21 protein-coding genes and 1 pseudogene are annotated in these 24,896 nt (G+C 68.0%); 15 read left to right on the top strand and 7 right to left on the bottom strand.

What is annotated here, in order from left to right; all coding sequences use genetic code 11:
- Positions 1-46: 46 nt before the first annotated feature.
- Entirely contained in the window at positions 47-1,033 is a 987-nt protein-coding gene (locus tag B0920_RS08710) for a TerC family protein (protein WP_078032119.1), read from the bottom strand.
- A gap of 18 nt (positions 1,034-1,051) precedes the next feature.
- A complete protein-coding gene (locus tag B0920_RS08705) occupies positions 1,052-1,462 on the bottom strand; it encodes a TerB family tellurite resistance protein (RefSeq protein WP_078032118.1) in 411 nt (136 codons plus the stop codon).
- Positions 1,463-1,565: 103 nt separating this feature from the next.
- Between B0920_RS08705 and B0920_RS08700 the strand changes: the two genes are divergently transcribed.
- The 6 genes from B0920_RS08700 (at position 1,566) to B0920_RS25930 (ending at position 7,558) form a co-directional block, all read left to right on the top strand.
- Positions 1,566-2,471 (top strand): LysR family transcriptional regulator, encoded by a 906-nt coding sequence (locus tag B0920_RS08700; RefSeq protein WP_078032117.1) that lies wholly within the window; start codon positions 1,566-1,568, stop codon positions 2,469-2,471.
- Positions 2,472-2,575: 104 nt separating this feature from the next.
- Positions 2,576-2,920, top strand: a complete 345-nt coding sequence (locus tag B0920_RS08695) for a DUF5710 domain-containing protein (protein ID WP_078032116.1) — start codon at positions 2,576-2,578, stop codon at positions 2,918-2,920.
- 241 nt (positions 2,921-3,161) lie between these two features.
- Positions 3,162-4,118 (top strand): MBL fold metallo-hydrolase, encoded by a 957-nt coding sequence (locus tag B0920_RS08690; RefSeq protein ID WP_218669345.1) that lies wholly within the window; start codon positions 3,162-3,164, stop codon positions 4,116-4,118.
- Positions 4,119-4,615: 497 nt separating this feature from the next.
- Positions 4,616-6,046 carry an energy transducer TonB gene (locus B0920_RS08685; RefSeq protein WP_143745681.1) on the top strand — a complete coding sequence of 477 codons (1,431 nt, stop codon included), beginning with the start codon at positions 4,616-4,618 and terminating at the stop codon, positions 6,044-6,046.
- A gap of 262 nt (positions 6,047-6,308) precedes the next feature.
- Positions 6,309-7,403 (top strand): polysaccharide biosynthesis/export family protein, encoded by a 1,095-nt coding sequence (locus B0920_RS08680; protein WP_229455302.1) that lies wholly within the window; start codon positions 6,309-6,311, stop codon positions 7,401-7,403.
- 11 nt (positions 7,404-7,414) lie between these two features.
- On the top strand, positions 7,415-7,558 hold the full coding sequence (locus B0920_RS25930; protein WP_179119123.1) for a hypothetical protein: 144 nt from the start codon (positions 7,415-7,417) through the stop codon (positions 7,556-7,558).
- A gap of 122 nt (positions 7,559-7,680) precedes the next feature.
- Here the strand turns inward: B0920_RS25930 and B0920_RS08675 are convergent, their stop codons facing one another.
- Positions 7,681-9,519 (bottom strand): nucleoside-diphosphate sugar epimerase/dehydratase, encoded by a 1,839-nt coding sequence (locus B0920_RS08675; protein ID WP_267873374.1) that lies wholly within the window; start codon positions 9,517-9,519, stop codon positions 7,681-7,683.
- Between the two features lie 522 nt (positions 9,520-10,041).
- On the bottom strand, positions 10,042-10,989 hold the full coding sequence (locus tag B0920_RS08670) for an N-acetylmuramoyl-L-alanine amidase-like domain-containing protein (protein ID WP_078032113.1): 948 nt from the start codon (positions 10,987-10,989) through the stop codon (positions 10,042-10,044).
- A gap of 241 nt (positions 10,990-11,230) precedes the next feature.
- Here B0920_RS08670 and B0920_RS08665 point away from each other — a divergent pair, with 241 nt between their 5' ends.
- From B0920_RS08665 to B0920_RS08640, 7 genes are all read left to right on the top strand, one after another.
- A complete protein-coding gene (locus B0920_RS08665) occupies positions 11,231-14,230 on the top strand; it encodes a TonB-dependent receptor (RefSeq protein WP_229455289.1) in 3,000 nt (999 codons plus the stop codon).
- A gap of 299 nt (positions 14,231-14,529) precedes the next feature.
- Positions 14,530-14,691 carry a hypothetical protein gene (locus tag B0920_RS25925; protein WP_179119122.1) on the top strand — a complete coding sequence of 54 codons (162 nt, stop codon included), beginning with the start codon at positions 14,530-14,532 and terminating at the stop codon, positions 14,689-14,691.
- A 63-nt stretch (positions 14,692-14,754) separates the two neighbouring features.
- Positions 14,755-14,940 (top strand): hypothetical protein, encoded by a 186-nt coding sequence (locus tag B0920_RS08660; protein WP_078032112.1) that lies wholly within the window; start codon positions 14,755-14,757, stop codon positions 14,938-14,940.
- Between the two features lie 607 nt (positions 14,941-15,547).
- A complete protein-coding gene (locus B0920_RS08655; RefSeq protein WP_078032111.1) occupies positions 15,548-15,925 on the top strand; it encodes a LiaI-LiaF-like domain-containing protein in 378 nt (125 codons plus the stop codon).
- Complete coding sequence (locus B0920_RS08650) at positions 15,915-16,625, top strand: LiaI-LiaF-like domain-containing protein (RefSeq protein WP_078032110.1); 711 nt, start codon at positions 15,915-15,917, stop codon at positions 16,623-16,625. Before B0920_RS08655 ends, B0920_RS08650 begins: the two co-directional genes overlap by 11 nt.
- On the top strand, positions 16,625-17,698 hold the full coding sequence (locus tag B0920_RS08645; RefSeq protein ID WP_078032109.1) for a sensor histidine kinase: 1,074 nt from the start codon (positions 16,625-16,627) through the stop codon (positions 17,696-17,698). The genes B0920_RS08650 and B0920_RS08645 overlap by 1 nt, the downstream gene beginning before the upstream one ends.
- Positions 17,698-18,426 carry a LytTR family DNA-binding domain-containing protein gene (locus B0920_RS08640; protein ID WP_078033348.1) on the top strand — a complete coding sequence of 243 codons (729 nt, stop codon included), beginning with the start codon at positions 17,698-17,700 and terminating at the stop codon, positions 18,424-18,426. The genes B0920_RS08645 and B0920_RS08640 overlap by 1 nt, the downstream gene beginning before the upstream one ends.
- On the opposite strand, the gene B0920_RS08635 is transcribed toward B0920_RS08640, so the two are convergent.
- The 3 genes from B0920_RS08635 to B0920_RS25525 all read right to left on the bottom strand — a co-directional run bounded on the left by B0920_RS08635 (position 18,423) and on the right by B0920_RS25525 (position 23,253).
- The gene (locus B0920_RS08635) at positions 18,423-20,681 is read right to left on the bottom strand and encodes an ATP-dependent DNA helicase (protein WP_078032108.1); all 2,259 of its coding nucleotides are present in this window, start codon (positions 20,679-20,681) and stop codon (positions 18,423-18,425) included. The two genes, B0920_RS08640 and B0920_RS08635, sit on opposite strands and share 4 nt — an antisense overlap.
- Positions 20,678-22,324 (bottom strand): VRR-NUC domain-containing protein, encoded by a 1,647-nt coding sequence (locus tag B0920_RS08630; RefSeq protein ID WP_078032107.1) that lies wholly within the window; start codon positions 22,322-22,324, stop codon positions 20,678-20,680. Before B0920_RS08630 ends, B0920_RS08635 begins: the two co-directional genes overlap by 4 nt.
- Positions 22,325-22,425: 101 nt before the next feature.
- Positions 22,426-23,253, bottom strand: coding sequence for a hypothetical protein (locus B0920_RS25525; RefSeq protein WP_143745680.1), 828 nt, complete (start codon positions 23,251-23,253; stop codon positions 22,426-22,428).
- A gap of 62 nt (positions 23,254-23,315) precedes the next feature.
- Between B0920_RS25525 and B0920_RS08615 the strand changes: the two are divergent.
- Both B0920_RS08615 and tssA read left to right on the top strand, forming a co-directional pair.
- Positions 23,316-23,861, top strand: a pseudogene (locus B0920_RS08615) (AAA family ATPase); the annotation flags it as partial.
- 10 nt (positions 23,862-23,871) lie between these two features.
- Complete coding sequence (gene tssA, locus B0920_RS08610) at positions 23,872-24,867, top strand: type VI secretion system protein TssA (RefSeq protein ID WP_078032104.1); 996 nt, start codon at positions 23,872-23,874, stop codon at positions 24,865-24,867.
- Positions 24,868-24,896 lie beyond the last annotated feature (29 nt).

The raw sequence follows: 24,896 nt of genomic DNA, 5'->3' as shown, positions 1-24,896 counted from the left end.
AAGGAACAATCCCTGCGGAGCGGACTCCGCAGGGATGTTCCTTTGCTCAAGCCGCGTGGCCGCCTTGCCCGTCCCGGGTCCGCCACAGCGAGTAGGCGATACCGACCGCGATCAGGCTCACCGTCACCGCCAGCGACAGGCTTGCCGGCACCTTGCCTCCGAATACGAAGTCGCCGAGGAAGATCTTCGAGCCGATGAAGACCAGCACCGCCGCCAGCGAGTACTTCAGGTAGGCGAAGCGCTCGATCAGGGCCGCCAGCGCGAAGTACAGGGCGCGCAGGCCGAGCACCGCGAAGATGTTCGAGGTGTAGACGATGAAGGGGTCGCTGGTGATGGCGAAGATCGCCGGCACGCTGTCGACCGCGAAGATCAGGTCAGTCACCTCGACCATGCACAGCGCCAGGAACAGCGGCGTCGCGTACAGCAGCTTGCTGCCCGGCTTCGCCGGATTTTCCTCGCGCACCAGGAAGGCATGGCCGCGCAGTCCGTCGGTCATGCGCAGGTGGCTCTTGAGCCACTTCAGCACCGCGCTGTCGCGCACCTGGTCCGGATCGTCGGAGGCGAAGAACATCTTGATGCCGGTCAGGACCAGGATCGCACCGAAGATATACAGCACCCAGTAATAGCTGGCGACCAGGGCCGCGCCGGCGCCGATCATGATGCCGCGCATGACGACGACGCCGATGATGCCCCAGAACAGCACGCGGTGCTGGTAGATCGGCGGCACCGCCAGGGTGGCGAAGATCAGCGAGATCACGAAGATATTGTCTAGCGACAGGCTCTTCTCGATCAGGAAGCCGGTGTAGAAATGCATCGCCTTCTCGTCGCCGAAGGCATGCCAGACCCAGAGCCCGAAGGCGAGGCCGGCCGCGATGTACATGGCCGAGAGCTTGAGGCTCTCGGACACGCCGATGACCTGGTCATCCTTGTGCAGCACGCCCAGGTCGAAGGCGAGCAGCAGCACGACGATGGCGAGGAAGCTCAGCCACATCCAGACGGGCGCGCCGAGCCATACCTGATACAAAAGTTCCATGATGGTCTCCTTGCGGCGTCAAGTGCCGGTCAGGCTGGATTCGTCGACCGCCGTCCACGCATTGGTGGCGCGGCGCAGCAGGCGGCGCTCGCGATGGTCGATCACCTTGTCGGCGCGCACGATGTCGAGCATGCCCTGCAGCACCAGCAAGCGCAGCAGGGGAGAATCGACTTCGCCCAGCAGGCGGTCGATCAGCTCGGGATCGAGTTCGACGTCGCCGGCGTCGAGGTCGGTGGCTCCCGCCAGCAGGTCCTGGCACAGCTCGCCGGCGGTCTCGTCGAAGACGTCTTCCGAGATCTCGAGACGGCGCAGCAGGCCGCTGTGATGCAGGGCCTTGAGCTCCTGGGGCGCGAGGCGCCCGTCGACGATCATCGTCAGCGCCAGCAATCGGCAAATCGCCTTGTGACTGTTGCTCGGGTAGGTTCGCATGGTAATCCTCTCGTTGGTGAACTAGTGAGCTCACTATACGAAGCGACAATCCGAAAGTAAAATCGAATAATCTTTCGCAATCATCAATTTTTTTGGTGTATTCATGATCAACTACAAGCACCTGCAGTACTTCCACGTGGTGGCGACAGCGGGCACGGTAGCGCGCGCCGCCCAGCAATTGCACGTCAGCGCCCAGGCCATCAGCACCCAGTTGCAGGTGCTGGAAGACCAGTTGGGGGAGGAACTGTTCCGCAAGAAAGGGCGGCTCCTGGAGCTGACCGAGGCGGGCAAGACAGTGCTGCAATATGCCGAGCAGATCTTCAGCCTCGGCAACGAGCTGGAGCAGGCGATCCGGCGCGGGGTCTTCACCGGCACCGAAACCTTGCGCGTCGGCATCTGCGATGTGATTCCCAAGACCATGGCCTTCCGCCTGCTGCAGCCGGCGCGCGACGCCGGGCTGGCGATGCGGCTGGTGTGCCGCGAAGGCCGCTTCGCCGACCTGGTGCAGGACCTGAGCGCGCACCGGCTCGACCTGGTGATCTCGGACCAGGGCCTGCCGCCGGGCGGCACGGTGCGCGGCCACACCCACCTGTTGGGATCGAGCACGGTGGCGGTGGTCGGCCACGCCGACTTGTGCCGCCGCTACGCCGGCACCTTCCCGCAGCGGCTGCGCGAAGCACCCTTCCTGATGCCGGGCCAGGACGCCATCATCCATACCCAGCTCAAGGGCTGGCTCGAATCCCAGCAGCTGCGTCCCATCGTGGTCGGCGAGTTCGACGACGGCGCGCTGCTCAAGTCCTTCGCCCGCGCCGGCGCCGGCTTCATCGTGGTCCCGGCGGTGCTGGCGCGCACCGTGTGCGAGCAGCACGAACTCGAGCTCGCCGGCATGATCGACGCCATCGTCGAGCAGTTCTATGCCGTGACCGTCGAGCGGCGCGTGCACCACCCGGCGCTGCGCCGGATCCTGGACCGGGCCGGCGCGATCTTCGCCGGGGAGGGCGCGACCTAGCGAGCCGTGCTTGGGCTGCGGGCGGGCGCCGGGTTATCATGCGTGCCGCGGCCGAGCCGCCGCCCTGCGCGCCGCCAGGGTGAACCAAGTCGCTTGCCACCACGATGCAGTTTCTTGACGTACCGTATGCCGAAAAAGACGGCGCCAAAGCCCTGGGCGCCCGCTGGAACCCGACCCGCAAGCGCTGGTACGTGCCCGATGGCGTCGACCCCGCACCCTTCGCCCAGTGGCTGCCGAAAGGGGGCGGCGCGGAGGCCGGCGGCGCGAGCGGCGGACCCAAGGGCAGGGTGGATGCCTATGCCGCCAAGCTGGTGGTCGGGGCCAATTGCATCGACTACAGCCACGACTGCAATCCCTTCGAGCCCTGCGCCGTCTGCGAGGCGGCCCTGGCCGGCAGCGAGTGGGCCGCGGCGCGCGCCCGCCTGCTGGCCTTGCGCGGCAAGACCTGATCCGGGCTGCTGAGCGGGAGCCGCTGCGAGGGACCGCTGAGCCTTAGCCGCTGAGCGGGGCCACTGAAGGGGCCACTGAGCGGGGCCACGGAGCGGTTGCAACTGAGCGGGACCGCTGAGCGTGAGCCGCTGAGCGGACCGCTGAGCGGGAGCCGAAGCGTACGCCTGGCTGACTGCGCCCGTGCTACTGTGCGGCTGCGGACGCACCGTTCGGGTGCGTCCCATCCATGGAGGAATGCGCATGGCCCTGTTCCGCACGCTGCACCGCCTGACCATCACGCTCCTGCTCGCTTGCTCCGCGCAACTGGCCGTGGCGCAGGCCCAGCCGCAGGCCGCCATGCCGGCTGCGGACACCTACCGCCTGGAACTGGCCGCTGCGGACGCCGCCCCCGCGCGCGAGGGCAGCGTGCAGTTCATCGGCACTGCGACGGTGCTGATCCGCTTCCAGGGCTTCACCATCCTCACGGACCCGAACTTCCTGCACAAGGGCGACCATGTGCACCTGGGCTATGGGCTGAAGTCGCAGCGCCTGACCGATCCTGCCTTCCCCTTCGAGCAGCTGCCGCCGATCGACCTGGTGGTGCTGTCGCATCTGCACGGCGACCATTTCGACCAACTGGTCGAACAGAAGCTGGACCGCGCCACGCCGATCGTCACCACCAAGGAAGGTGGCGAAGGGCTCAAGCGCATGGGTTTCAAGCGGGTCTATGGGCTGTCGGTCTGGGACCGCCTCGAGGTGAGCAAGGGCGAAGCGCGCCTGCGCATCACCGGCACGCCGGGCCGCCACGGTCCGGCCGGGGTGGCCGCCCTGTTGCCGAAGGTCATGGGCGCCGTGCTCGACTTCGGCGCGGCGCCGGACACGCCCGACTACCGCATGTACATCAGCGGCGACACCCTGGTCTACGACGACATCCAGGAGATCGCGCACCGCTACCCCGGCATCGACCTGGCCCTGCTGCACCTGGGCGGCACTCGCATCCTCGGCTTCGTCAAGGTGACCATGGACGGCAAGGACGGCGTGCGCATGATGCAGATCGTACGGCCCAAGAAAGCCCTGCCGATCCACTACAACGACTATGACGTGTTCAAGTCGCCTCTGGAGGACTTCGCGCGCGAGGTCAGGGCGGCCGGTCTGGAGAAGGACGTCATCTACCTGAAGCACGGCGAGACCTACCGCTTCGAGCCCGCCGCGCGCTAGGCCCGCCGCCAGGTGTGGGCCCGCCCGGTTCCTATCGTGCGCAACTCGCGCAACGGCTGAGTAAACGCTAAGATGCCTGCCTGACAATATTGCAACATGAGGGCATGCATCCAGCCAGCCGACATTCGCAGCAGGGCCGCGCCGACCGCCGTCTTTGGACCGGGGGTGCTGTTTCCGTCTTGCTGCACGCCTTGCTGCTGTCGCTGCAGTTCGGCGTGCCAGGCCTGGACCTGGGCAGCGGCGGGCCGCTGACGGTCACGCTGGCGCCGGATGCGCCTGCCCCGCAGGCGCCGACCGCACCCCTTCCCGTATCGCCTCCCGTATCCACGCCCGCGCCGGTCGACCCGGCGCCTGCCGCGCCGCCCGTCGCCGCGCCTGCGACCGGCCTGAGGTTGATCGACCCGACCCCTGCCGTACCCGTTGCCGAACCGGCCGCCGCACTCAAAGCCGCGCCCGCGGCGCGCAAGGCCGCCAGGCCGGTCCGACCGAAGCGTCGGGTGGCGCCGGTATCGACGCCGCTCATCGCGACCGACCTGGACAAGGAGGCCGAATTCAGCGTCCCGCTGCCGGACCTGGAGCAGGGCGAGCCGGTGCTGGCCGAGGCGGCGCCCGAAACCGAAACACCGGACGCGCCGCCCGAGCCGGTCGAAGCGCCCGACACGCCGGATCCGGCCGTGCTGGCGCGGCAGGCCGAGGAAGAGGCCAAGGCCGAAACCGAGGCCAAGGCCATGGCGGCGGCTGAGGCCAAGGCCGAAGCGCGCCGGCAGGCCGAGGCATTGGCCGCCGAGCAAACCCGGCGTAGGGAAGAAGAGGAGAGGGCGCGCCTGGCCGCAGCCGCGCGCGAGGCCGAGGCCCGGTTGGCGCAGCAGGAGGCCGATCAGCGCGCCGAGCTGCAGCGCCTGGCCCGGGAGCAGGCGGAGCGCGAAGCGCAGCAGCGGGAGGCCGAGGCGCAGCGTCTCGCGGCGCAGCGCGTCGCGGCCGAGCAGGAACGCCAGGCCCAGGAAAATGCGGCGCAGTTGCGCCAGCGCGAACAGGAGGCAGTGGCCGCGCGACTCCATGCCCAGCAGCGGGCGGCCGAGGAGGCGGCCCTGCGCGAGGCCGAGCAAGCCCGGCGCAGGCTCGAGGAGCAAGTGGCGCAGCAGCAGCGCCAGCAGGCCGAGGAAGCGCAGCGCTTGGCGCGCGAACAGGCCGAGCGCGAACGCCTCGAGGAACAGGCAAGGCGCCGGATGGCGGAAGAGAACGCACGGCGGGCGGCGGAGGAACAGGCGCGCCGCCTCGCCGCACAACAAGCCGAGGCCGAGGCCGAGGCCGAGCGCCTGGCGCGCCAGCGTGCCGGGGACGAGGCGCGCCGCGCGGCCGAGGACCTGGCCCGGCGCCAGGCCGCCGCTCCGGGGGCGGACGGGCAGGGAGCGGGCTCCGCCGGCATCGGCGCGGGAGCGGGCAAGGGCGGGCGTCCTGCCGGTGCGCTGGCGGGCGGCGTCGGCAGCAGGGCCAGTGAGCTGCTGCGCGGGGTCACCATCCCGAGCGTGAATCCGCCGCCGGCCACGGCGCCAGAGGCGCGGCCGAACGCGCGCCGCGCGCTCGCCGACGGCAGCGAGCGCGACGTGCCGCTGCGCTTGTACGTGGACAGCGTGCGCCAGAAGCTCGAACGCAATGCGGTGCTGGGTGGAGCCCGCTTCTCCTGGCGCGAGGTGCGCATCGATCCGCTGGTCAGCCTGTCCCTGCGCAGCGACGGCAGCGTCGACGAGGTCACCATCGTGCGCTCCAGCGGCCGGCCCGACATGGACGAGGCGGTGCGCCGATTCGTCCGCCTGAACGCCCGCTATTCCGCCTTCCCGCCGAACGTCGCGGCGCGCTTCGACGTGATCGAGATCCGCCGCGTCTGGGCCTTCGCCGACGGCCTCAAGCTGATGGAAGAAATGCGCTGAGCCCCGCCGGCGCCCGAGCCGGCCCCACCTTTGACGCGCTGCAAAGTCAAGCCTGATAGACCCCGTACGCTGAGCTGAAAGGCTCCAGTAACACGTCTATTTTTGATAGGCAACAATCATGGCTTCGATTTGTTCAGGTGCAATAACGGGTTGCCATAGGGCCATACAGGCGCTGCCGCTCGGCCGGCTGCGACCGCTGCCCCTTGCGCGGCTGCCGGCAGCGCTCCCGCCTGCGATGTTGCCTGCGATGTTGCCTGTGCTGTTGCTCCTGATCTTGCTCGTGCTGGTGTCGGCCTTGCTGACCGGTTGCGCCACCGGCGTCGGCTTCGCTTCGCGCACGAGCGGGAACGACAATACCGCCCCGCCTACCGAGCTCATCACCGAAAAGCTGATCGAGGCCGAGCGCCAGGCGCTGGTCGCGAGCGCCGCGCGCCAGGATCTGACGCCGCTGTTCGTGCCCGACCCGCCGCCTTACACCATCGGCCGCGGCGACATTCTCTCCATCGTGGTCTGGGACCACCCCGAGCTGGCCGCCGGCGGCATGACATCGGCCACGGCCGCCGCCGACAGCAACACCGCGCCGCCCAATGCGGTGCCGCCCGGCTTCGCGGTCGATCACCTCGGGCGCATCCAGTTCCCCCTGATCGGCATGCTGACGGTCGAGGGCCAGACCGAGGAGGGCGCGCGCGCACTGCTCGCCAAGAAGCTGGCGCGCTACATCGCCCATCCCAACATCACGCTGCGTGTCCAGTCCTACCGCAGCAAGCGCGTCTACGTCGACGGCGAGGTGCGCACCCCGGGCCTGCAGGCGATCGACGACATCCCCATGACCCTGGTGGAGGCCATCAACCGCGCCGGCGGCATGGGACCGAACGCCGACCAGAGCCGCATCCTGCTCGAGCGCGGCGAGCAGCGCTGGACCGTCAACCTGCGCGAGCTGGTGCAAAAGGGCGTGAACCCGGGCGCCATCCTGCTGGCCCACGGCGACGTGGTGCGGGTGCATTCGCGCGACGAGAGCAAGGTCTTCGTTTCGGGCGAGGTGATCACTCCGAAGGCCCTCACCATGCACAACGGCCGCCTGACCCTCAACGAGGCGCTCGGCGAAACCGGCGGCATCAGCCCGACCAGCGGCGACGCGCGCCAGGTTTACGTGGTGCGCAAGACGCCCGAGCGCACCCGCGTGTTCCGCCTCGACGCCCGCCTCAGCGGGGCGCTGGCCATGGCCGAATCCTTCGAGCTGAAACCGAAGGACGTCGTGTACGTGGCCGCCTCGCCGCTGGCGAACTGGAACCGCCACCTGAGCCTGCTCTTCCCGGGCGCGCTGACCTCGGCGGTGGGCGTGACCACCCGGCCCTGACGGAGGACACCATGAGCAGCCCGCACGAACCGCACCCGCTGAGCCACGTCCACCACAGCCCGCCCGTGCTGTCGGTGCCCTTCGATCCGCGCCCGCCCGAACCGCTGCCCGAAGAACCGAGCGTCGACCTCAAGGGCTATTTCAATACCCTCTAGCCGAGTCCGACGATGCCGATCACGGCGCTGCGGTCGTGCAGCCGCGCCAGCAGCTGTTCCAGGTGCTCAGATTGGTTCTCGTCACGCATGTATGTCCTCGTGGGTGGGATGGATGAGGGAAATCAGATGCGGAAGGGCACGAACCTGCGCGCCAGGCTGGTGCGCGGTGCGGCCGCTTCCTCGGCCGCCGGCGCGGCTTGCGGGGCCTGGGGCACGTACTCGGCGACCACTGCCTTGACCATCGATTCGATGGTGCCGCGCTCGTGGGTGTCGCAGGCCATCATCAGGCAGGTGATGCAGGTGTCGAGCACGCTGGGGCGCAGGGCGCTTTCCTTCATGCGCATGATGCGCGGGTGCTCGCTGGGGAAGACCACGCCCTCTGTGAGCAGCTCCTCGTGCAGCTTCTCGCCCGGGAACAGGCCGACGAACTGGATGTCGATGTCGCCGCGCGGGTTCTGCGGGCTGCGCTCGGTCAGGCCGTGCATGGCGATCATGGTGCGGGCCAGGTCGACGATGCGCACCGGCTCGCCCATGTCGAGCACGAACACGTCGCCGCCCTTGGCCATGGCGCCGGCCTGGATCACCAGCTGGGCCGCCTCGGCAATCAGCATGAAGTAGCGCGAGACCTCGGGGTGGGTGATGGTGAGCGGACCGCCGCGCGCAATCTGGCGCTGGAACAGGGGGATCACCGAGCCGGAGGAGCCCAGCACATTGCCGAAGCGGACCATGCAGAAGGTGGTGGCGCCCCCGTTTTGCGCGGCGGCCGCCTGGAAGATCAGTTCGGCGATGCGCTTGCTCGCGCCCATGATGTTGGTCGGACGCACCGCCTTGTCGCTGGAGATCAGCACGCAGGTGCGCACCGCGTGGCGGGCCGCGCAGTCGGCCACGACCCTGGCCCCCAGCACGTTGTTGCGCAGGCCTTCGACGATGTTGGCCTCCACCAGCGGCACGTGCTTGTAGGCGGCCGCGTGGTAGATGGTGTCGACGCGGCCCTCGCGCAGGACGCGGTCGACCAGGTCGGCGTTGCACACCGAACCCAGGTGGGCGTGGATGGGCAGCTCGGGAAAGCGCGCCCCCAGCTCCTGGCGGATGGTGTAGAGCGCGAATTCGGAATGGTCGAGCAGGTGCAGGGCGGCCGGGGTGAGGGTGACGATCTGGCGGCACAGTTCGCTGCCGATGGAGCCGCCGGCCCCGGTGACCAGCACGCTCTTACCGCGCACGCAGCGGGCGAACAGGTCGAGCCGGGGCGGCACCGGCGGGCGCCCGAGCAGGTCTTCGAACTTGAGCTCGCGGATGGCGTCGCGCGGGGCCGGCTTGTCGCCCTCGAGGTCGACCAGGCGGTTGAGGATCTTGGCCGGCACCCCGGCCTGGCCGAGGCGTTGCATGATCTCGCGTACCCGCTCGGGGGCCGCCGTGGGAAGGGCGATGACGGTGGTCCGGATCCCGAGTTCGGCGGCCATCTCGGCCAGGCGGGCGGTGGGGTAGACCCGCAGACCGGCCACGGTGCGCTCGTGCAGGGAGCGCTTGTCGTCGAAAAAGCACAGGGCGCGGTAGTCGTCGCTGTCGCGCAGGGCCTGGGCCAGGCGCGCGCCTGCTTCGCCCGCGCCATAGATGGCGACCGGCACCGCGTTGCCGGCGCGGGAGCCGCGCTGCACCCGTAACAGATTGCGCAGGCCAATGCGCGACACCACGACATAGGAAAAAGCGATGAACCAGTAAATCGCCAGGGCGCTGCGCGGGAAACTCACCTCATTAAATGCCAGCAGCGAAAGATAAGCGCAGGAAATGGCAATTGCCAGCGATAGGCCGGCCATGCTCAATAATCGGTGATCGATAAAGCGGATGACGGCGCGGTATAAATCGGCCAGGTAAAAGGCGGCGATGGTTAATAATGCGACGAGTAAATAAGAGCCGGGGCTGAAACTCATGGCAAGGCGCAGGTCACCCCCGCGCAATACCATCGCGATCAGAAAACAGAGGGGAAGGGCCACGAAGTCGGCCACCACCATCAGCGTTACCTTTGTCGTGCGAGACATCTGCACCATGCGTGCGCACAGCACGCCGAAGACACTGCGGCTTTCAATGTTCATGACGTGGCTTTTCAGTGAGCGAGCGCCGCGCCCATTAAAAAACGGACGCAAAGACTCTTTATCTCAAGGCCATTCTTGCCGAAAATGATGCCTTGATTAGACTAACCGATCATTTATTAATTCATTATCTGGCTGTGCCTGAATTATCGGTTTGAGATCACTCAACAGCATCAAGGGAATTAATTAAAGATCGCTAAAGCTTCAAACTGGAAATTTAATATTGGAAAATGCCGTTCGTATTATTGCCGGGAGCATTTGTTAATCCCGAGAATTGAATGAACAGCTGAAACGATTAATGGAAGAAAAGGGGAAGCCGGGACGGGACGGGCCGGCGCGCGCCGGCAGGGGGAGGGAGGGGCGCCGCCGGCCTGGATGCCGGCGGCGGAAGAGGGATCAGGCCCCGGCGGGACGGCCGGGACGCGGTTGCGGCGCCATCGGCGGCACCTCGATGCGCTCGTTCAGGCGCAGGAACTTGAAGCCGGCCAGCACCAGGCCCTTCTTGCCTTCCTTCGCGTTGCGCGCCTCGCGTTCGGCGGCGCGTGCGATGTAGGACGCGAAGGTCTCCTCGCGCACTTTCGGCTCGGCCGAGTGGAGGAAGTGGCGCTCGCCGTTCGGGCCCAGCACCACCAGGCCCACGTGCGAGGCCCAGTATTCGCCGTCGCGGGTCGAGATCACGTTCACGAAATCGCCTTCCTGCAGCTGGCCGGCGATGGCCGCCACCTGGTCCTTGGCGACGTAGGCCTGGCGGCTGGTCTCGACCGGGATCTCGCGCACCGTGTTGTGGCGGGTGCGCAGGAAGCGCGCGCGGTCGACCGTCATCGCGTAGGAGGGGCCGTCGGGGCCCGCCAGTTCGGCGCTGACGTCGGTGAGCAGCCAGCGGTTGGCCACGTTCCAGTCCATCTCGGTGTAGTGGTTGCGGGTGGCCACCCCGATCACGCCGTCGCGGTAGCGGATCCGCTGCAGCATCCAGAAGAATTCTTCCCAGGACTGCGAGAGCGCCATCGCATAGGTGTGCTCGGCGAACACCACGCAGTCGCTGTGGCTCAGGCTGAACAAGGGCAGCTCGTCGTGGATCTCGTAGGGGAATTCGCCCAGCAGGTGCAGCGAATAGGGCTGGCCGATGTTCTTGCGGCCGATCGCCGCGATGCGCTTGCGCAGGTCCGGCTCGCTCGCGTGGACGTGGGCGATGTAGCGGCCCGCTTCCTCCGGCTTCATCTGGTAGATCTGCTTGTTCAGCACCTCGGCGAGGGGGATGGGGGCGGGCGCAGGGGCGCGCTGGGCGGGCGCGCCCGCGCATCCGGCGAGGACGGCGCTGGCGAACAGGAGGCTGGCAAGACGCATGGCGGTGAGAAGTAGAGTGGATCGGAAACGCCACGCTAACGCGTGCGCGCGAGGCAGGGGTAATGAAATTTCATCATGCGGCCATAACTTCCACGGTTGTTCAGAATATGAACATTCCTTCAAGTTATATAGGCGTTAAAACAAGTGATTATTCATGCAGACGGGGAATCATGAATACTCCGAGCATGGCGGCGCTTCGTCCGCCTTATGCAAGATCCATAGTTCCCTTCCCAGGAGAGAGATGATGTTCAAACAGAAGCCGCTCGCGGTGGCGGTGTCGATGGCTGTGTGGAGCCTCGCGACGCTGCCGGCCATGGCCCAGGAGGCTCCGGCCGGTACGCCGATGCAGACCGTGGAAGTGACGGGTATCCGCGCTTCGCTGGCCAAGTCGCTGGCCGTGAAGAAGGACGCCGCCGCCAACGTCGAGGTGATCACTGCCGAAGACGTGGGCAAGATGCCGGACAAGAACCTGGCCGACTCGCTGCAGCGCCTGTCCGGCGTGGCGGTGCGCACCGACTACGACGAGGCCGAGAAGGTCTCGCTGCGCGGCACCAACCCCGACCAGACCCTCATCATCTTCAACGGCCACGCCGTGGCCAGCGCCGACTGGTACGTGGCCGACCAGGCTTCCGCCTCGCGTTCGACCAGCCTGTCGCTGATGCCCTCGCACGTGCTGCAGCAAGCGGTGGTGTACAAGACCACCCAGGCCAACATCGTCGACGGCGGCCTGGCCGGCACCATCAACGTCAGCACCCGCCGTCCGCTGTCGCAGAAGGAGCGCGTCTCGGGCTACATCAGCGCCGGCGCCAGCTATGCCGAACTGCCGGGCCGCTACGCGCCCGACCTGAACGGCTCGGTCACCTGGAAGAACGAAGCCGGCACCTTCGGCGTGCTGGGCGCGCTGTTCGCCGAGAAGCGCTACGTGCGCCGCGACTCGGTCTCGCGCTTCGCCTACGGCACCAACAGCGGCTGGGACGTGATCAACACCGCCACCATGCTCGGCATCACCGACGCCTCGCTGGCCGGAACCGGCTACAAGGCCTCGGACCTGAACGGCGTGCGCCTGCCGGGTTCGATGAGCTCGGAATTCGTGGAATCGGTCCGCGACCGCAAGGGCGGCATGCTGTCGCTGCAGTTCAAGCCCAACCGCGACCTGGACGTGGTGGTCACCGGCTTCCACTCGGTGCTGGACGCCGACAACCACGGCCGCCTGACCTCGAGCGCGATCTACTCCATGCTGCTGGGTAAAAACCATCCGCTGGGCAGCACCGCCGCGACCGCGATCAACACCAACTCCAACGGCCAGCGCGTGTACGCGCAGATCCGCAACCCGGTGATCGTCAACGAGACCACCGTCTACGGCCACCCGCTGAAGGTGCTGAAGGCCGCCGACATCGTCTTCCCGGACGGCACCACGCCCCAGTACGTCGGCAACTCGGAAGGCTTCTTCCGCGACGGCGCCAAGGCCACCAGCTCCTTCCTGGACCTGGACGCCAAGTATCGCGTCAATGACGACCTGACCGTCAAGACCCTGCTGTCGGCAACCCGCGCCACCGGCCGCACCGAACTCGACCAGGGCCTGACCCTGGCGCGCTACGGCACCGGCATCTCCTACGCCCTGGGCGGCCTGCACGACGCGCCCTACGTCAAATACCACGGCGCCGGCAGCAACCAGCCGGGCCTGAACCCGGACGGCAGCGGCTACCGCATCGTCGACCGCGCGGCCTCGGGCGTGAAGACCATCGACAAGGAGTGGAACGCCCAGTTCGATGCCGAGTACAAGCTCAATCGCGGCTTCGTGCAGTCGCTGGAAGCCGGCGTGCGCGTGGCCGACCACGAGCGCACCACCGCGCGCCGCGGCCCGGCCTTCCGCGCCGCCCTGATCGACGGCACCACCGGCGCCCTGAACGCCGCCGCCATTACCCCGACCACCGGCTGGCAGCCGTATCCGGGCGACTTCGGCGGGGACCTGGGCGGCAGCTTCTGGGACAACACCGGCTTCACCTATACCCGCGACTTCACCAAGCAGTACACCGCCGAGAACACCAAGGAAACCAGCGCCGCCTGGGAACGCCGCGTGGGCACCGAGCTCGACGTGCGTGAGCGCCAGACCGCCGGCTACCTGATGGCCAACCTCGAGTGGGATCGCTGGTCGGGCAACGTCGGCCTGCGCTTCGTTCGCACCACCGTCAAGTCCAACATCCCGACCCCGATCAACCCGCGCAATGCCTGCGCGCGCATCGAGCCGAACCAGCCGGTCGTTCCCTGCGCCACCTTCCCGGGCGCGATCGTGGACGCGGGCGACGCTGTCGGCTACTTCGACGGCCAGCCCTTCAACCCGTTCAGCGGCACCATGTACTACAAGACGGCCACCAAGCGCGACTTCGACAACTGGCTGCCCAGCATGAACCTGCGCTACGAGATCAGCAAGGACATGATCGCGCGCTTCGGCGCCGGCCGCACCATCGGCCGCCAGAACTACAACATCCTGGGCGCGGGCTTCGGCAGCCCGACCTGCGATGCGCAAGGCTGCCGCGTGACCGGCCCCAACCCGGACCTGAAGCCCCAGACCGCCGACAACGTGGACCTGTCCTGGGCCTGGTACTTCGCGCCGCGCTCGATCATCGCCGTGAGCCTGTACCACTCGAAGATCAAGGGCTACCCGAAGACCGGCGTGGGCACCTCGACCATCGACCTGACCGACCCGCGCGACAACACGGTGAAGGCCTTCGTGGTCAACACCGCCGGCCAGCAGGGCGCCAAGATCAACGGCATCGACGTGCAGTACGAGCAGCCCTTCGGCAACACCGGCTTCGGCTTCACTTCCAACGTCAGCCGCGCCAAGACCAAGGTCGACGACGGCCGTCCGCTGGTGGGCGCGTCGGAGTGGACCGGCAACCTGGGCCTGTACTACGAGACCGACAAGATCTCGACCCGCCTGGTGGCCAACTACCGCGGCGAGTACGTGAACAGCACCACCGCGCCGGCGCCGACCGCCAACAGCCAGGGCCTGTCGACCATCAACGGCATCCTGATGCCGACTGCGCCGACCTACGCCGACGACGTCACCACGCTCGCGTTCTCGCTGAACTACTACTTCACCAAGAACATCGAGCTGGCCTTCAGCGCGACCAACCTGACCAACGCCAAGCGCGCCCAGTATCGCTATAGCGAAGAAGAGCAGCAGAAGCTGGACGTCAGCGGCCGTCAATACTTCGTCAACCTGCGCTACAAGTTCTGAGTGCAATCCACTTAGTGTGAAAGGGGAGCTTCGGCTCCCCTTTTTTTATGTTGCTCTCTTGCTCATGCGTTATTGCCCTTCAAATGAACGGCATCTCGTCCGACAAGCATTTGTGCGCCACCTAACGGTAAGGCCCAGGTCACGCCGATATCATGAAGCCGTGTGAGTGAGGGAGGCGCGATTCAGTTCCGCGAGCCCGATACCTCAACAGGTTAGCCGGTCGCCTCGAGGACCGGCACCAGAATTCAGGCCGGCGCGGCCCTGTGGCAAGCGCCGGCCCCAACGAAGCGGAGGCAGCCATGTCCGACGTCAAGCACCCCCCCAAGCATCTGGTTCGCGAATACCTCGAGCGCCGCTCCAAGGACCCGAAACCGCCTCCTACCCCGGAAGAAATCCGGCGCCAGCTGGGTTGGGGGATGCTGATGCCTTCCGACATGAAGATGGCCAGCAACCGCTCCTGACACGGCGGCGGCGGCCTCGCCCCGGCGGGTCCGCCATCGCGACCAGTTGACCAAGGAGGGAACATGACCAGCAAGATCGGCAGCAAGCACGTCGCCCAGCATCGCGGGAAGAAAGAAAGGCTCGAGATCAAGCGCGCCAACGTGGCGCGCGAAGCCCTGCGCCAGGCCGAGGCCCGGGCCAAGTACCGGCACCAGCAGAAGGGCCTGGCACGGCGCGAGGAAGAGGTGGGGATCGTTTCTCCTTCTTGATTCGGGGCGGGAAACCATCTAGGAAACCACTGGATATCCGCTCGATCCCCCGGGGATCCGTGGGACCTTCGGAACCATATATAGTTAGCACCAGCACGTCGTTCCGGCGAAGGCCGGAACCCAAGTTTCGTTGAGCAGCCACGCACGCAAACTTGGGTTCCGGCCTTCGCCGGAACGACGTTTACGCGCTTGCTTCCGCGTTCGCTTACGCATTCGCTTAAGCATTCGCATTCGCTTAGGCTTTCGCTTTCGCTTTCGCTTTCGCATTCACTTTCGCGTCCAATACGCGTTCGCTCATGCGTTCACTGAGACGCTTGTTCACGCGCCCACTCACGGGCAAGTCTACGCGCTCGTTTAAGCACCCGCTTGCGCCTTAAATCGCGCCCGGATTACACCTCGTTACGTCTGTTACCTTTCACGCATGCGGCCTGCATGGTGTTCCACCGATCCGCCCCCGACCCGGCTGACACGCCCGTTCCATCCTCTCCACCCGCCGAATGCTTCGCCATTCGCCGCCTCCCGACCGCCATTCGCCGAAAAGGACTTCCGCCCCCGCCTCGGCTTCCGGTATCGTGCTTCCAGTTCGATAACACACAGGGAGCAGTCCATGAATTCCGAAGAGTCCTATCGCTGGCGCAAGCAGGTCGTCTGGGGCCTGATCATGATTCTGGTGGGTGCGGTGTTCCTCGCCGACCGCCTGGGCTACATGGAAGCAGAAACGCTGTGGCACTACTGGCCGCTGCTGCTGGTCCTGATCGGCATCAACCAGACAATCGGCTATCCGACCCCGCGCGAGTTCGGCAATGGGCTGTGGCTGGTCTTCATCGGCCTCTGGCTGTTCGCCGTGTTCGAGAACCTGTTCGGCCTGACCTTCCGCAACAGCTGGCCGCTGTTCATCCTGGTCGCCGGTATCAAGATGGTGCTAGACCCCTTCATCGCCCGCCGCCTCGCCAATCACAATCCGGAGAACCGTCATGAAAAATGAGATCCAGCCGCGCTATGCCGTGACCAGCCAGGTGATCCTGGGCGTGATGGTGATTACGATCGGCCTGGTGTTCCTGCTCGACACCCTCGACATCATCGACACCCACCGCGCCTTCTCGTTCTGGCCGCTGTTCTTCATGGCGATCGGCACCGTCAAGATCATCGACAGCAAATCCAGCGGCGGCCGCCTGGTGGGCGTGGCCCTGGCGGCCTGGGGCGGGTTGCTGGCGCTCGACCGCATGGACCTCATCCACTTCAACTGGGCGGTGGTCTGGCCGCTGCTGCTGATCGGCTTCGGCGCGGTGGTGCTGGCCAAGGCCATCCGTGGGCGCCGCCTGGTCGAAGGCGGCGGACTGAAGGAGGGCGTCTACGACCACGACGTGGTCGACGTCACCGCCATCATCGCCGCCGTCCAGCGCCGCGTGACGACGCAGCACTTCCGGGGCGGCGAGATCACGGCGGTCATGGGCGGCTGCTCGCTCGACCTGCGCAACGCCTCGATCGACAAGGAAGCGGTGCTGAACGTGTTCGCCTTCTGGGGCGGCGTGACCCTCAAGTGCCCGCCCGACTGGAGCATCGTCATGGAAGGCACGCCCCTGATGGGCGGCTTCGAGGACAAGACCATGACGCCGCCCGAGGGCGCCAAGCGCCTGGTGATCCGCGGCTACGCCATCATGGGCGGCGTGGAAGTGCGCAACTGATGGGAGCAGGCTTCTGGGCGCGGCGCAGCGCCGCGCTCTACCTGCTGGCCTGGCTGATGCTGGGCCTGCTGCTGGCCGGACTGATCGACGCCAGCACCGGCGCCGGCGCGTCCGCCAGCCTGCTGTTCGCGGTGCCGCTGGCCCTGGTCTATGCCGCCGCCTGCGGCTTTTCAAGCTATTACCTGTCGCGCGCCTATCCGCTGGCGGCCCGCCCCCTCGGCGTCGTGCTGGCGGTATTTTTCTTCAGCGCCGCCACCGCAGCGCTGTTGTGGTGCGCGGCGGGGGCCGCCTGGGCCGGGCTGTGGGCCTGGGCGGCGCCCCAGTGGCCGGGGGTGCCGGTGTCGCGGCCCCTGGTGGCGGTGATGTTCGGGGTGGGGATGCTGTTGTACGGGATGACGGCGGCGGCCCACTACCTGGCGATGGAGTTCGAGCGCGCCCGCAGGCTGGAGACCCGCGAACTCGAGCTGCGCCTGCTGGCCCAGGATGCGGAACTGCGCATGCTGCGCACCCAGATCGATCCGCACTTCCTGTTCAACAGCCTGAACTCGATCAGCGCGCTGACCGCGATCGACCCGGGCAAGGCGCGCGACATGACCCTGAGGCTGGCCGGGTTCTTCCGCCGCACCCTGGGGCTGGAAGCGCACCGCAAGGTGAGCCTGGCCGAGGAACTGGCCCTGGTGGCGGAGTTCGTGGCGATCGAGCAGGTGCGCTTCGGCCCGCGCCTCGGCTTCGCGAGCGAAGTCGCGCCGGAGGCGGCGTCCTGCCTGCTGCCGCCGATGATCCTGCAGCCGCTGGTGGAGAATGCGGTCAAGCACGGCATCGGACAGCGCCTGGAGGGCGGGGTGGTGCGGGTCAGCGCGCGGCGCAGCGGCTCGCTGCTGCGCATCCGGGTCGAGAACGAGGTGGACGGGGAGGATGGCGCCTGGCCGCGCGCCGGCAACGGGATCGGGCTGCTCAACGTGCGCCAGCGCCTGGCGGCGGCCTATGGACGGGAAGGCAGCGTGCACTGGGCGCGCGACGACAATCACTTCCGGGTGGACCTGGTGCTGCCCGCGGAAACGGGAGACGCATGATGCGAGTGCTGATCGTGGACGATGAACATCTGGCGCGCGCGCTGTTGCGCGAGTACCTGCAAGCCTGGCCGGACGTCGAGATCGTGGGCGAGTGCGCCAACGGCTTCGAGGCGGTCAAGGCGATCGCCGAGCTGGATCCGGAGCTGGTTTTCCTCGACATCCAGATGCCCAAGCTGGACGGCTTCGAGGTGGTCGAGCTGGCCGGCAGCAAGCCGCATTACATCTTCGCCACCGCCTACGACCAGTTCGCCCTGCGGGCCTTCGAGGTGCATGCGCTCGACTACCTGCTCAAGCCCTTTTCGCGCGAGCGCCTGGCCCAGGCCCTGGCCCATGCGCGCGCGCGGGCGCCACAGCCGGAACGCATGGCCGCGGTGGTGGCCGAGGCGGCCCAGCGCCATGCGCCGCTGGAGCGGATCCTGATCCGTGACGGGGCGCGGGTGCACGTGGTGGCGGCGGCCAGCATCGACTACATCGAGGCCCAGGACGATTACGTGCAGATCGCGGCGGCGGGCAAGAGCTACCTGAAGAACCAGCGCCTGTCGGAACTGGAAAGCCAGCTGGATGGGGCGGTGTTCGTGCGTATCCACCGCTCCTACATCGTCAACGTAGGCGCGGTGGCGCGGATCGAGGCGGTCAGCAAGGACAACCACTGCGCGGTGCTGAAGAACGAGGCGCGCCTGCCGATCAGCCGCAGCGGCTACCAGAAGATCCGCGAGCTGCTCGGCTAGCTCGGCGCGGCGCCATCGAGCTCCCACCAGGCCGGCATCAGCGAACGGATGCTGGCCTGGGCGAAGCGGTCGTCGATCAGCCAGACCACGCCCCGGTCGCTCTCGGTGCGGATCACGCGCCCCGCCGCCTGCACCACCTTCTGGATGCCGGGGTAGAGATAGGTGTAGTCGTAGCCGGCGCCGAACAGTTTCTGCATTCTTTCCCTGAGCTGCTCGTTGACCGGATTCACCTGTGGCAGCCCCAGGGTCGCCACGAAGGCCCCGATCAGGCGCTCGCCCGGCAGGTCGACGCCTTCGCCGAAGGCCCCGCCCAGCACGGCGAAACCGACGCCGCGCCCGCCCGGCGCGAAACGATCCAGGAAGGCCGAGCGCTCGGCCTCGCTCATGCGCCGCTCCTGGCGCCAGGCCGGCACCTCGGGATGGCGCCGTGCGAGCTCCGCCGCCACCTGCTCGAGGTAGTCGAAGCTGCTGAAGAAGGCCAGGTAGTTGCCCGGCTGCTGATCGTACTGGCGCGCGATCAGGTCCGCGATCGGCCGCGTTGATGCCGCCCGGTGCTGGTAGCGGGTCGAAATGTCCGCCGCCACGTGCACCTGCAACTGGTGGGCGCGGAAAGGCGATTCGACGTCGATCCACGCGGTGTCAAGCGGCAGCCCGAGCAGGTCGCCGAAGTAGTGCCAGGGACTGAGCGTGGCCGAGAACAGCGTGCTCGAATGCGCCAGCGCGAAGCGCGGGCCGAGGAAGGGCGCGGGCACCACGTTGCGGATGCTGATGGTCGAATCGCGCACGCCCTCGCGCGCCAGGTCGCACAGCGAGTGCTCGCCGAAGGATTCCGCGAGCCGGATGAAGTGCAGGGCGTCGAAGTGAAAGCGCTGCAGGTCGGGGTCGAGCGGACCGGGGAACTCGGCCAGGAAGTCGTTGACGGCGGAGGTCGCGTTCTGCAGGGCGTTGACGAGTTTTTCCGGCACGCCTTCCAGCACCTGGTAGGGCGCGGCCGCGCCGCGATCGACCTCGGTCCAGGCGCGGCCGACCTTTTCCAGCGCCTTCTTGAGCTGGGGCGGGGCGCCGGCGCGGGCCAGGCGCAGCAGATCGCGGCTCAGTTCACCCGAGTACATGGCGCGCGCCCGTGAGACCATGTTGTGGGCTTCGTCCACCAGCACGCTCACGCGCCAGCCGTTGTTCAGGCTGAGCGCGTAGAGCATGGCGCCGCCGTCGAAATAATAGTTGTAGTCGCCCACCAGCAGGTCGGCCCAGCGCGCCATTTCGCTGCCCAGGTAGTAGGGGCAGACCTCGTGCGCCGCCGCTACTACGCGCAGGGCTCCTCGGTCGAGCACCGGCACCTCGGACGCGGCCAGGCGGGCGGCGGGCAGACGGTCGTAGAAGCCCTTGGCCAGCGGGCAGGATTCGCCGTGGCAGGCCTTGTCCGGATGCTCGCACAGCTTGTCGCGCGCGCTCAGCTCCAGCACGCGCAGCGGCAGGCCGCCCGGACCGGCCCCGAGGCTGGCTGCCGCGTGCAGGGCGAGCTGGCGGCCCGGCGTCTTGGCGGCCAGGAAGAAGGCCTTGTCGATGCCCTGTTGGGGCATGGCCTTGAGCACCGGGAACAGGCTGCCGACGGTCTTGCCGATGCCGGTCGGGGCCTGGGCCAGCAGGCAGCGCTTGCTGGTGTTGGCGCGGTAGATGTTCTCGGCGAGCTGGCGCTGGCCTGGCCGGAAGTCCGGGTGCGGGAAGCGCAGATCGGAGAGCGCGGCGTCGCGCTTCTCGCGATGCGCCGCCTCGCGCGCGGCCCAGTGCGAGAAGCGCGCGCACAAGTCCTCGAAGTGGGCGGCGAGCCAGGCGGCGTCGCGGGTTTCACGGAGCACGGTTTCGACGCCGCTGCCGATGTCGTAGTAGACCAGGGCCAGGTTTACCTGTTGCATGCCCAGCTCCACGCACATCAGGTGGCCATACACCCGCAACTGGGCCCAGTGCAGTTGGCGGTGGTTGTCGGGAATGGATTCCGCCTTGCCGCGGTGGGTCTTGATCTCTTCGATCAGGTTCTCGTCGGGGTCGTAGCCGTCGGCGCGTCCGCGCACGGTGAGGTCTTGCCACTGGCCCGACAGGGCCACTTCGGCGCGATAGTTGCCGCCGCGCCGGCCTTGGACCACCGCGTGGCCGACGATGCCTTCCTGGGCGCTGGGCGAGGGCGTGAAGCGCAGGTCGAGGTCGCCCTGCTTGGCGGTGAACTCGCACAGGGCGCGGACCGCGACGGTATAGCTCAAGCAGCCTGCTCCCACTGCAGGTAGCACACCGCCACCGGCATCCCGTGGGCGGCGCAGTAGTCGATCCAGCGCAGCTGGTTGTCCTGCAGGCGGTCGCCCGGACCCTTCACCTCGATCATGGTGTAGCGCGCCTCGCGCGGCCAGAACTGGATCAGGTCGGGAAAGCCGCTGCGGTTTTCCTTGACGTCGGCCAGGATGCGCTCGCACCAGCGACGCAGGTGGGCGGCCGGGATGCAGGCCAGGGCCAGCTCGAGCAGCTCGGGCGTGAGCGCGTCCCAGTAGACGAAGGGCGAGGACAGGCCGGACTTGTCCGCGTAGTTGCGGCGGATGGTGTCGCGATAGCTGCCATCCTCCAGGCCGGCCAGGCAGGCCGCGAACTCGGCGGCGCGGCGCTGGTGGAAGTCGGCGCTGTGCAGGTCCGCCGGGCCGCGGTGGAAGGGGTGGAAGAAGGCGCCGGGGATGGCCGCGAACACGGCGCGCCAGCACAGCAGGCCGAACAGCGAATTGGCGAGCGCGTTCTCGACGTAGAACACCGGCGCTTCCTCGTGGGCCAGGTGGTCGCGCACCACGCCCTCGACCCACCAGTCGCCGGCCGGCAGCGGCAGGCGCAGGTCGATGCGCGCCACCTCCTGCTTGCGGCGTGGGGCCAGCCTCGCGTGGCCGAGCTTGCGCGCGAGGCGCGGCCCGATGCGCGACAGGTGCTGGCGCTCGGCCTCGTTCTCGGGTGCGGCCTGGGCCTGCTGAAGGAGGACATAGGCCTCGTCGAAGCGCTCGTGCTTTTCCAGCACCCGGATCGCGCGTCCGCGCGCGCCGGGGAAGCGGCACTCCTGGTAGACGGCGTAGGCCTGGCTCCAGTCCTTCAGTCGCTCGTAGTGCTGGCCGATCTGGAACAGCAGCTTTTCGCGCCGGCTCTCCAGCCAGTCGTTGCCGAAGGCCTGGCGTGGCAGGTCGCGCACCACCTCGTCGGGCGGCTCGCCATTGGCGAAGCGTTCCTTGCAGGCGTGCAGTTGGAGATAATGGTCGACGTCGCAGCGCTGGCGGAAGCCGCGCGAGTCCTGCGAGAACTCGACCTGCTCGAAGCGGTACAGGCCCAGGTCGGACAGCACGAACTCGGTCCAGTCCTGATGCAGGTTGCCGAAGAAGATCAGGCGCAGGCGCTCGCACAGCGGCTTGACCAGGATGCGCAGGGCCACGTCGGTGCATTCGCGGTGCCACTGGGAGAAGCGGCGGCTGTCGCCGAACTCCGCGCGCAGGGCTTCGAGCTGCTCGGCCTTGCGTGCGTTCTTGTGGCGCAGGTGGAGCTGAAAGACCTGGGCGATCTCGGGCTTGAGCAGCAGCTCGAACAATTCGTCCAGCGTGAGTTCGGGATCGGCCTCGACCCAGCCGGCGCCGGCCAGGTGGCGGGCCGCCTCGACCGGGCAGCCGATTTCGGCGTAGGCGAGCTTGCTGGCCCTGAACAGGTTCCCCTTGCGCATGACCATGCGCACGAACAGCGCGCGGGCGTTCTGCGGCAGGCGCGGGAAGGCGGACAGGAAGGCGTGCTCGCCCTCGTCGAGCAGGTCGGCATAGCGCTCGCCGATCCAGTCGAGGACGCGCTGGAAATTATCCAGATAATAAAACTCGTTTTCCAACACCCTGAGCATGACCGAACGCCTTACTGTACTTATGTACAGTATAACGTCCCGCGCCCGCAAACCCCAGCAGTTTCGCCCGCCACGGGTGCGAGCGCTGGCTTTTTACCACGCTAGGGACGGGTGCTGCGGGCCCGGCAGGCGTCGTCGGCGCAGGGCGGGTTCTCCTCGGTGCGGGCCTCGGCATGGCCATTGGCGTGCACGATGACCGCCGAGATCAGGGCGACGTCGCTGTCGACCGGCTGCTCGGCCGGCTTGGCCGGCGTCGCCGGGCGGGCAGGGCGGACGGCGGGACGGGGCGCAGGACGGGCTGCGGGACGGACCTCGGCACGCGCCTCGGTACGCGCCGCCGCCCGCTCGCGCTGGGCCGGCGCGGGGGCGCGCTCGGCCTTGGCCAGCGCAGCCGGTTTGGCCGCGCTTCGCGCGCCGCCTTTCGGCGCGGGCGCGGGCGCGGAAGCGGAACGGGGCGTGGGGGCGGGGGCGGGGCGAGGAACCGCCTGCCGTGCCGGCGCCGCCATTGCCGGCTCCGGCACGGCCGACGTCGCCACGGCCGCTACGGACGGCGTGGCCACGGCCGGCGGTAGCTTCTCCTTCTCGAGCATGCGCAGCGGCGGCGGAGGCGGCGGCGGCTCGTCGACCAGGGCCGCGGCGCCGCTCACCGGCGGCGGATCGGCGGCGGGCGCGGCCAGCACCGTGGCCTGGGCCAGGATGGGCTGCTGCTTGCCGGTGCCGGAGGCCAGCCAGACCAGGGTCGCGGTGAGCCCGACCGCGACCAGGGCGCTGGCGCCGTACCAGAGCACCCGGAGCGGCGAGTGGTTCCGGTGGCGGCGCGCCGGGTCGCGTTCGAGCTTGGCGAGGATGCTGTCCTCGCCGCCGCGGTGCGACGCCGACATCAGGTTGGGGCGCGTGGAGCTGGCTTGATTTTCGTCTGAAGGACGCACGGCAGTACTCCTAAGATGGGCTTTCCTGGTTCTGATTAGAAACAATTTAGGGAGCCCCGATGCTGATCTACCAGGTATTCGACAAGGGCGTGATGGACGATGCCGAAGGGCGCCAGATCGATTTTCGCAACACCATCATCATCCTGACCTCGAACCTGGGCTCGGGCCAGCTGATGCAGGCCTGCCTGAACAAGCCCGCCAGCGAATTGCCGACGCCGGAGCAGCTGTCGGAACTCCTGCGGCCCGCGCTGACGAAGCACTTCAAGCCGGCTTTCCTCGGGCGCCTGAGCGTGGTGCCTTTCTACCCGATCCGCGACGAGGTGCTGGCGGACATCATCCGCCTCAAGCTGGAGCGCATCGGCGAGCGCGTGGCGGCCAACCACCGCGCCGGTTTCGAGTACGACGAGGCGCTGGTGAACGCGGTGCTGAGCCGCTGCACCGAAGTCGATTCGGGCGCGCGCAACGTCGACAATGTCCTGAACGGGACCCTGCTGCCCGAGATCGCGGACAGCGTGCTGGCGCGCATGGCCGAAGGCGGCGGGATCGCCCGGGTCAAGCTGAGCGCCACCAAGGCCGGCAAGTTCAAGTACACGGTCGAAGCGGCCTGAGGAGAACGTCATGCTGAACATCGAGGCGTTGCTCGCGCCCATCAGTCCCGAGCACCCTTGCGGCGAAGACCTGGCCTTCTCGCCGGAGGTCGACGAAATCGCGCGCGCCCGCCTGGCCGACGATCCCTCGCTGGAGCAGGGCGCCTGGGTCACGGCGCTCAAGGAAGCCGACTGGAAGTTCGTCGGCAAGCGCTGCGCCCTGCTGATCGAGACCCGCAGCAAGGACCTGCAACTGGCGGTCTGGCTGGCCGAGGCCAGCGCCAAGACGGCCGGCCTGCGCGGCCTGGCCGAGGGCCTGCAATTGCTGGCCGCCCTGTGCGAGCGCTACTGGGACGGCCTGCACCCGCTGGCGGACGAGGACGGCTTCGAGCGGCGCATCGGCAACCTGGCCTGGATCGCGGCGCGCATCTCGCCGCTGGCCAAGGGCATGCCGGTGCTGGAAAGCGGCGCGAGCCTGATGCAGTGGGAGGCCGCGCATGGACGCGACGCCGAAGCGGCGGCCGAGCTGGACGCCGCGCGCAAGCGCAGCTCCACCGCCTTCTTCCAGGGCCTCGCCGAGGATGCCGACGCCTGCCTGACCGCGCTGGAAGAGCTGGAAAGGGTGGTGGACGCGCGCCTGGGCGCGGATGGGCCGAGCTTCAGCGTGGCGCGCGCGGTGCTGCGCGACCTGAAGGAATTCGCCACGCCCGCTACGGTCGCCACCCCGACGACGGCCCTGACGACCCAGGGGGCGGGCGTGGTCACCGGCACGGCCCTGAGCCACTCGCCGGCGGCTATCGTGCTGGGCGAGGGGCCGCTCCAGCACCGCGACCAGGCCCTGGCCCAGTTGCGCCAGGTGGCCGCCTTTTTCCGCCGCACCGAGCCGCACAGCCCGGTGGCCTACCTTGCCGAGAAGGCCGCGCGCTGGGGCGAACAGCCGCTGCACGCCTGGCTGCGTTCGGTCATCAAGGACGACGCCTCGCTGACGCGGCTGGAGGAATTGCTGGGAATCGAAGCGGCGGAATGAAAGAAACCCACCCGGCATGCCGTGGTGGG

Origin of the sequence: Massilia sp. KIM (genome assembly GCF_002007115.1) — a bacterium.
Lineage (GTDB): Bacteria > Pseudomonadota > Gammaproteobacteria > Burkholderiales > Burkholderiaceae_D > Telluria.
This window is presented reverse-complemented; position numbering and strand designations above follow the sequence as displayed.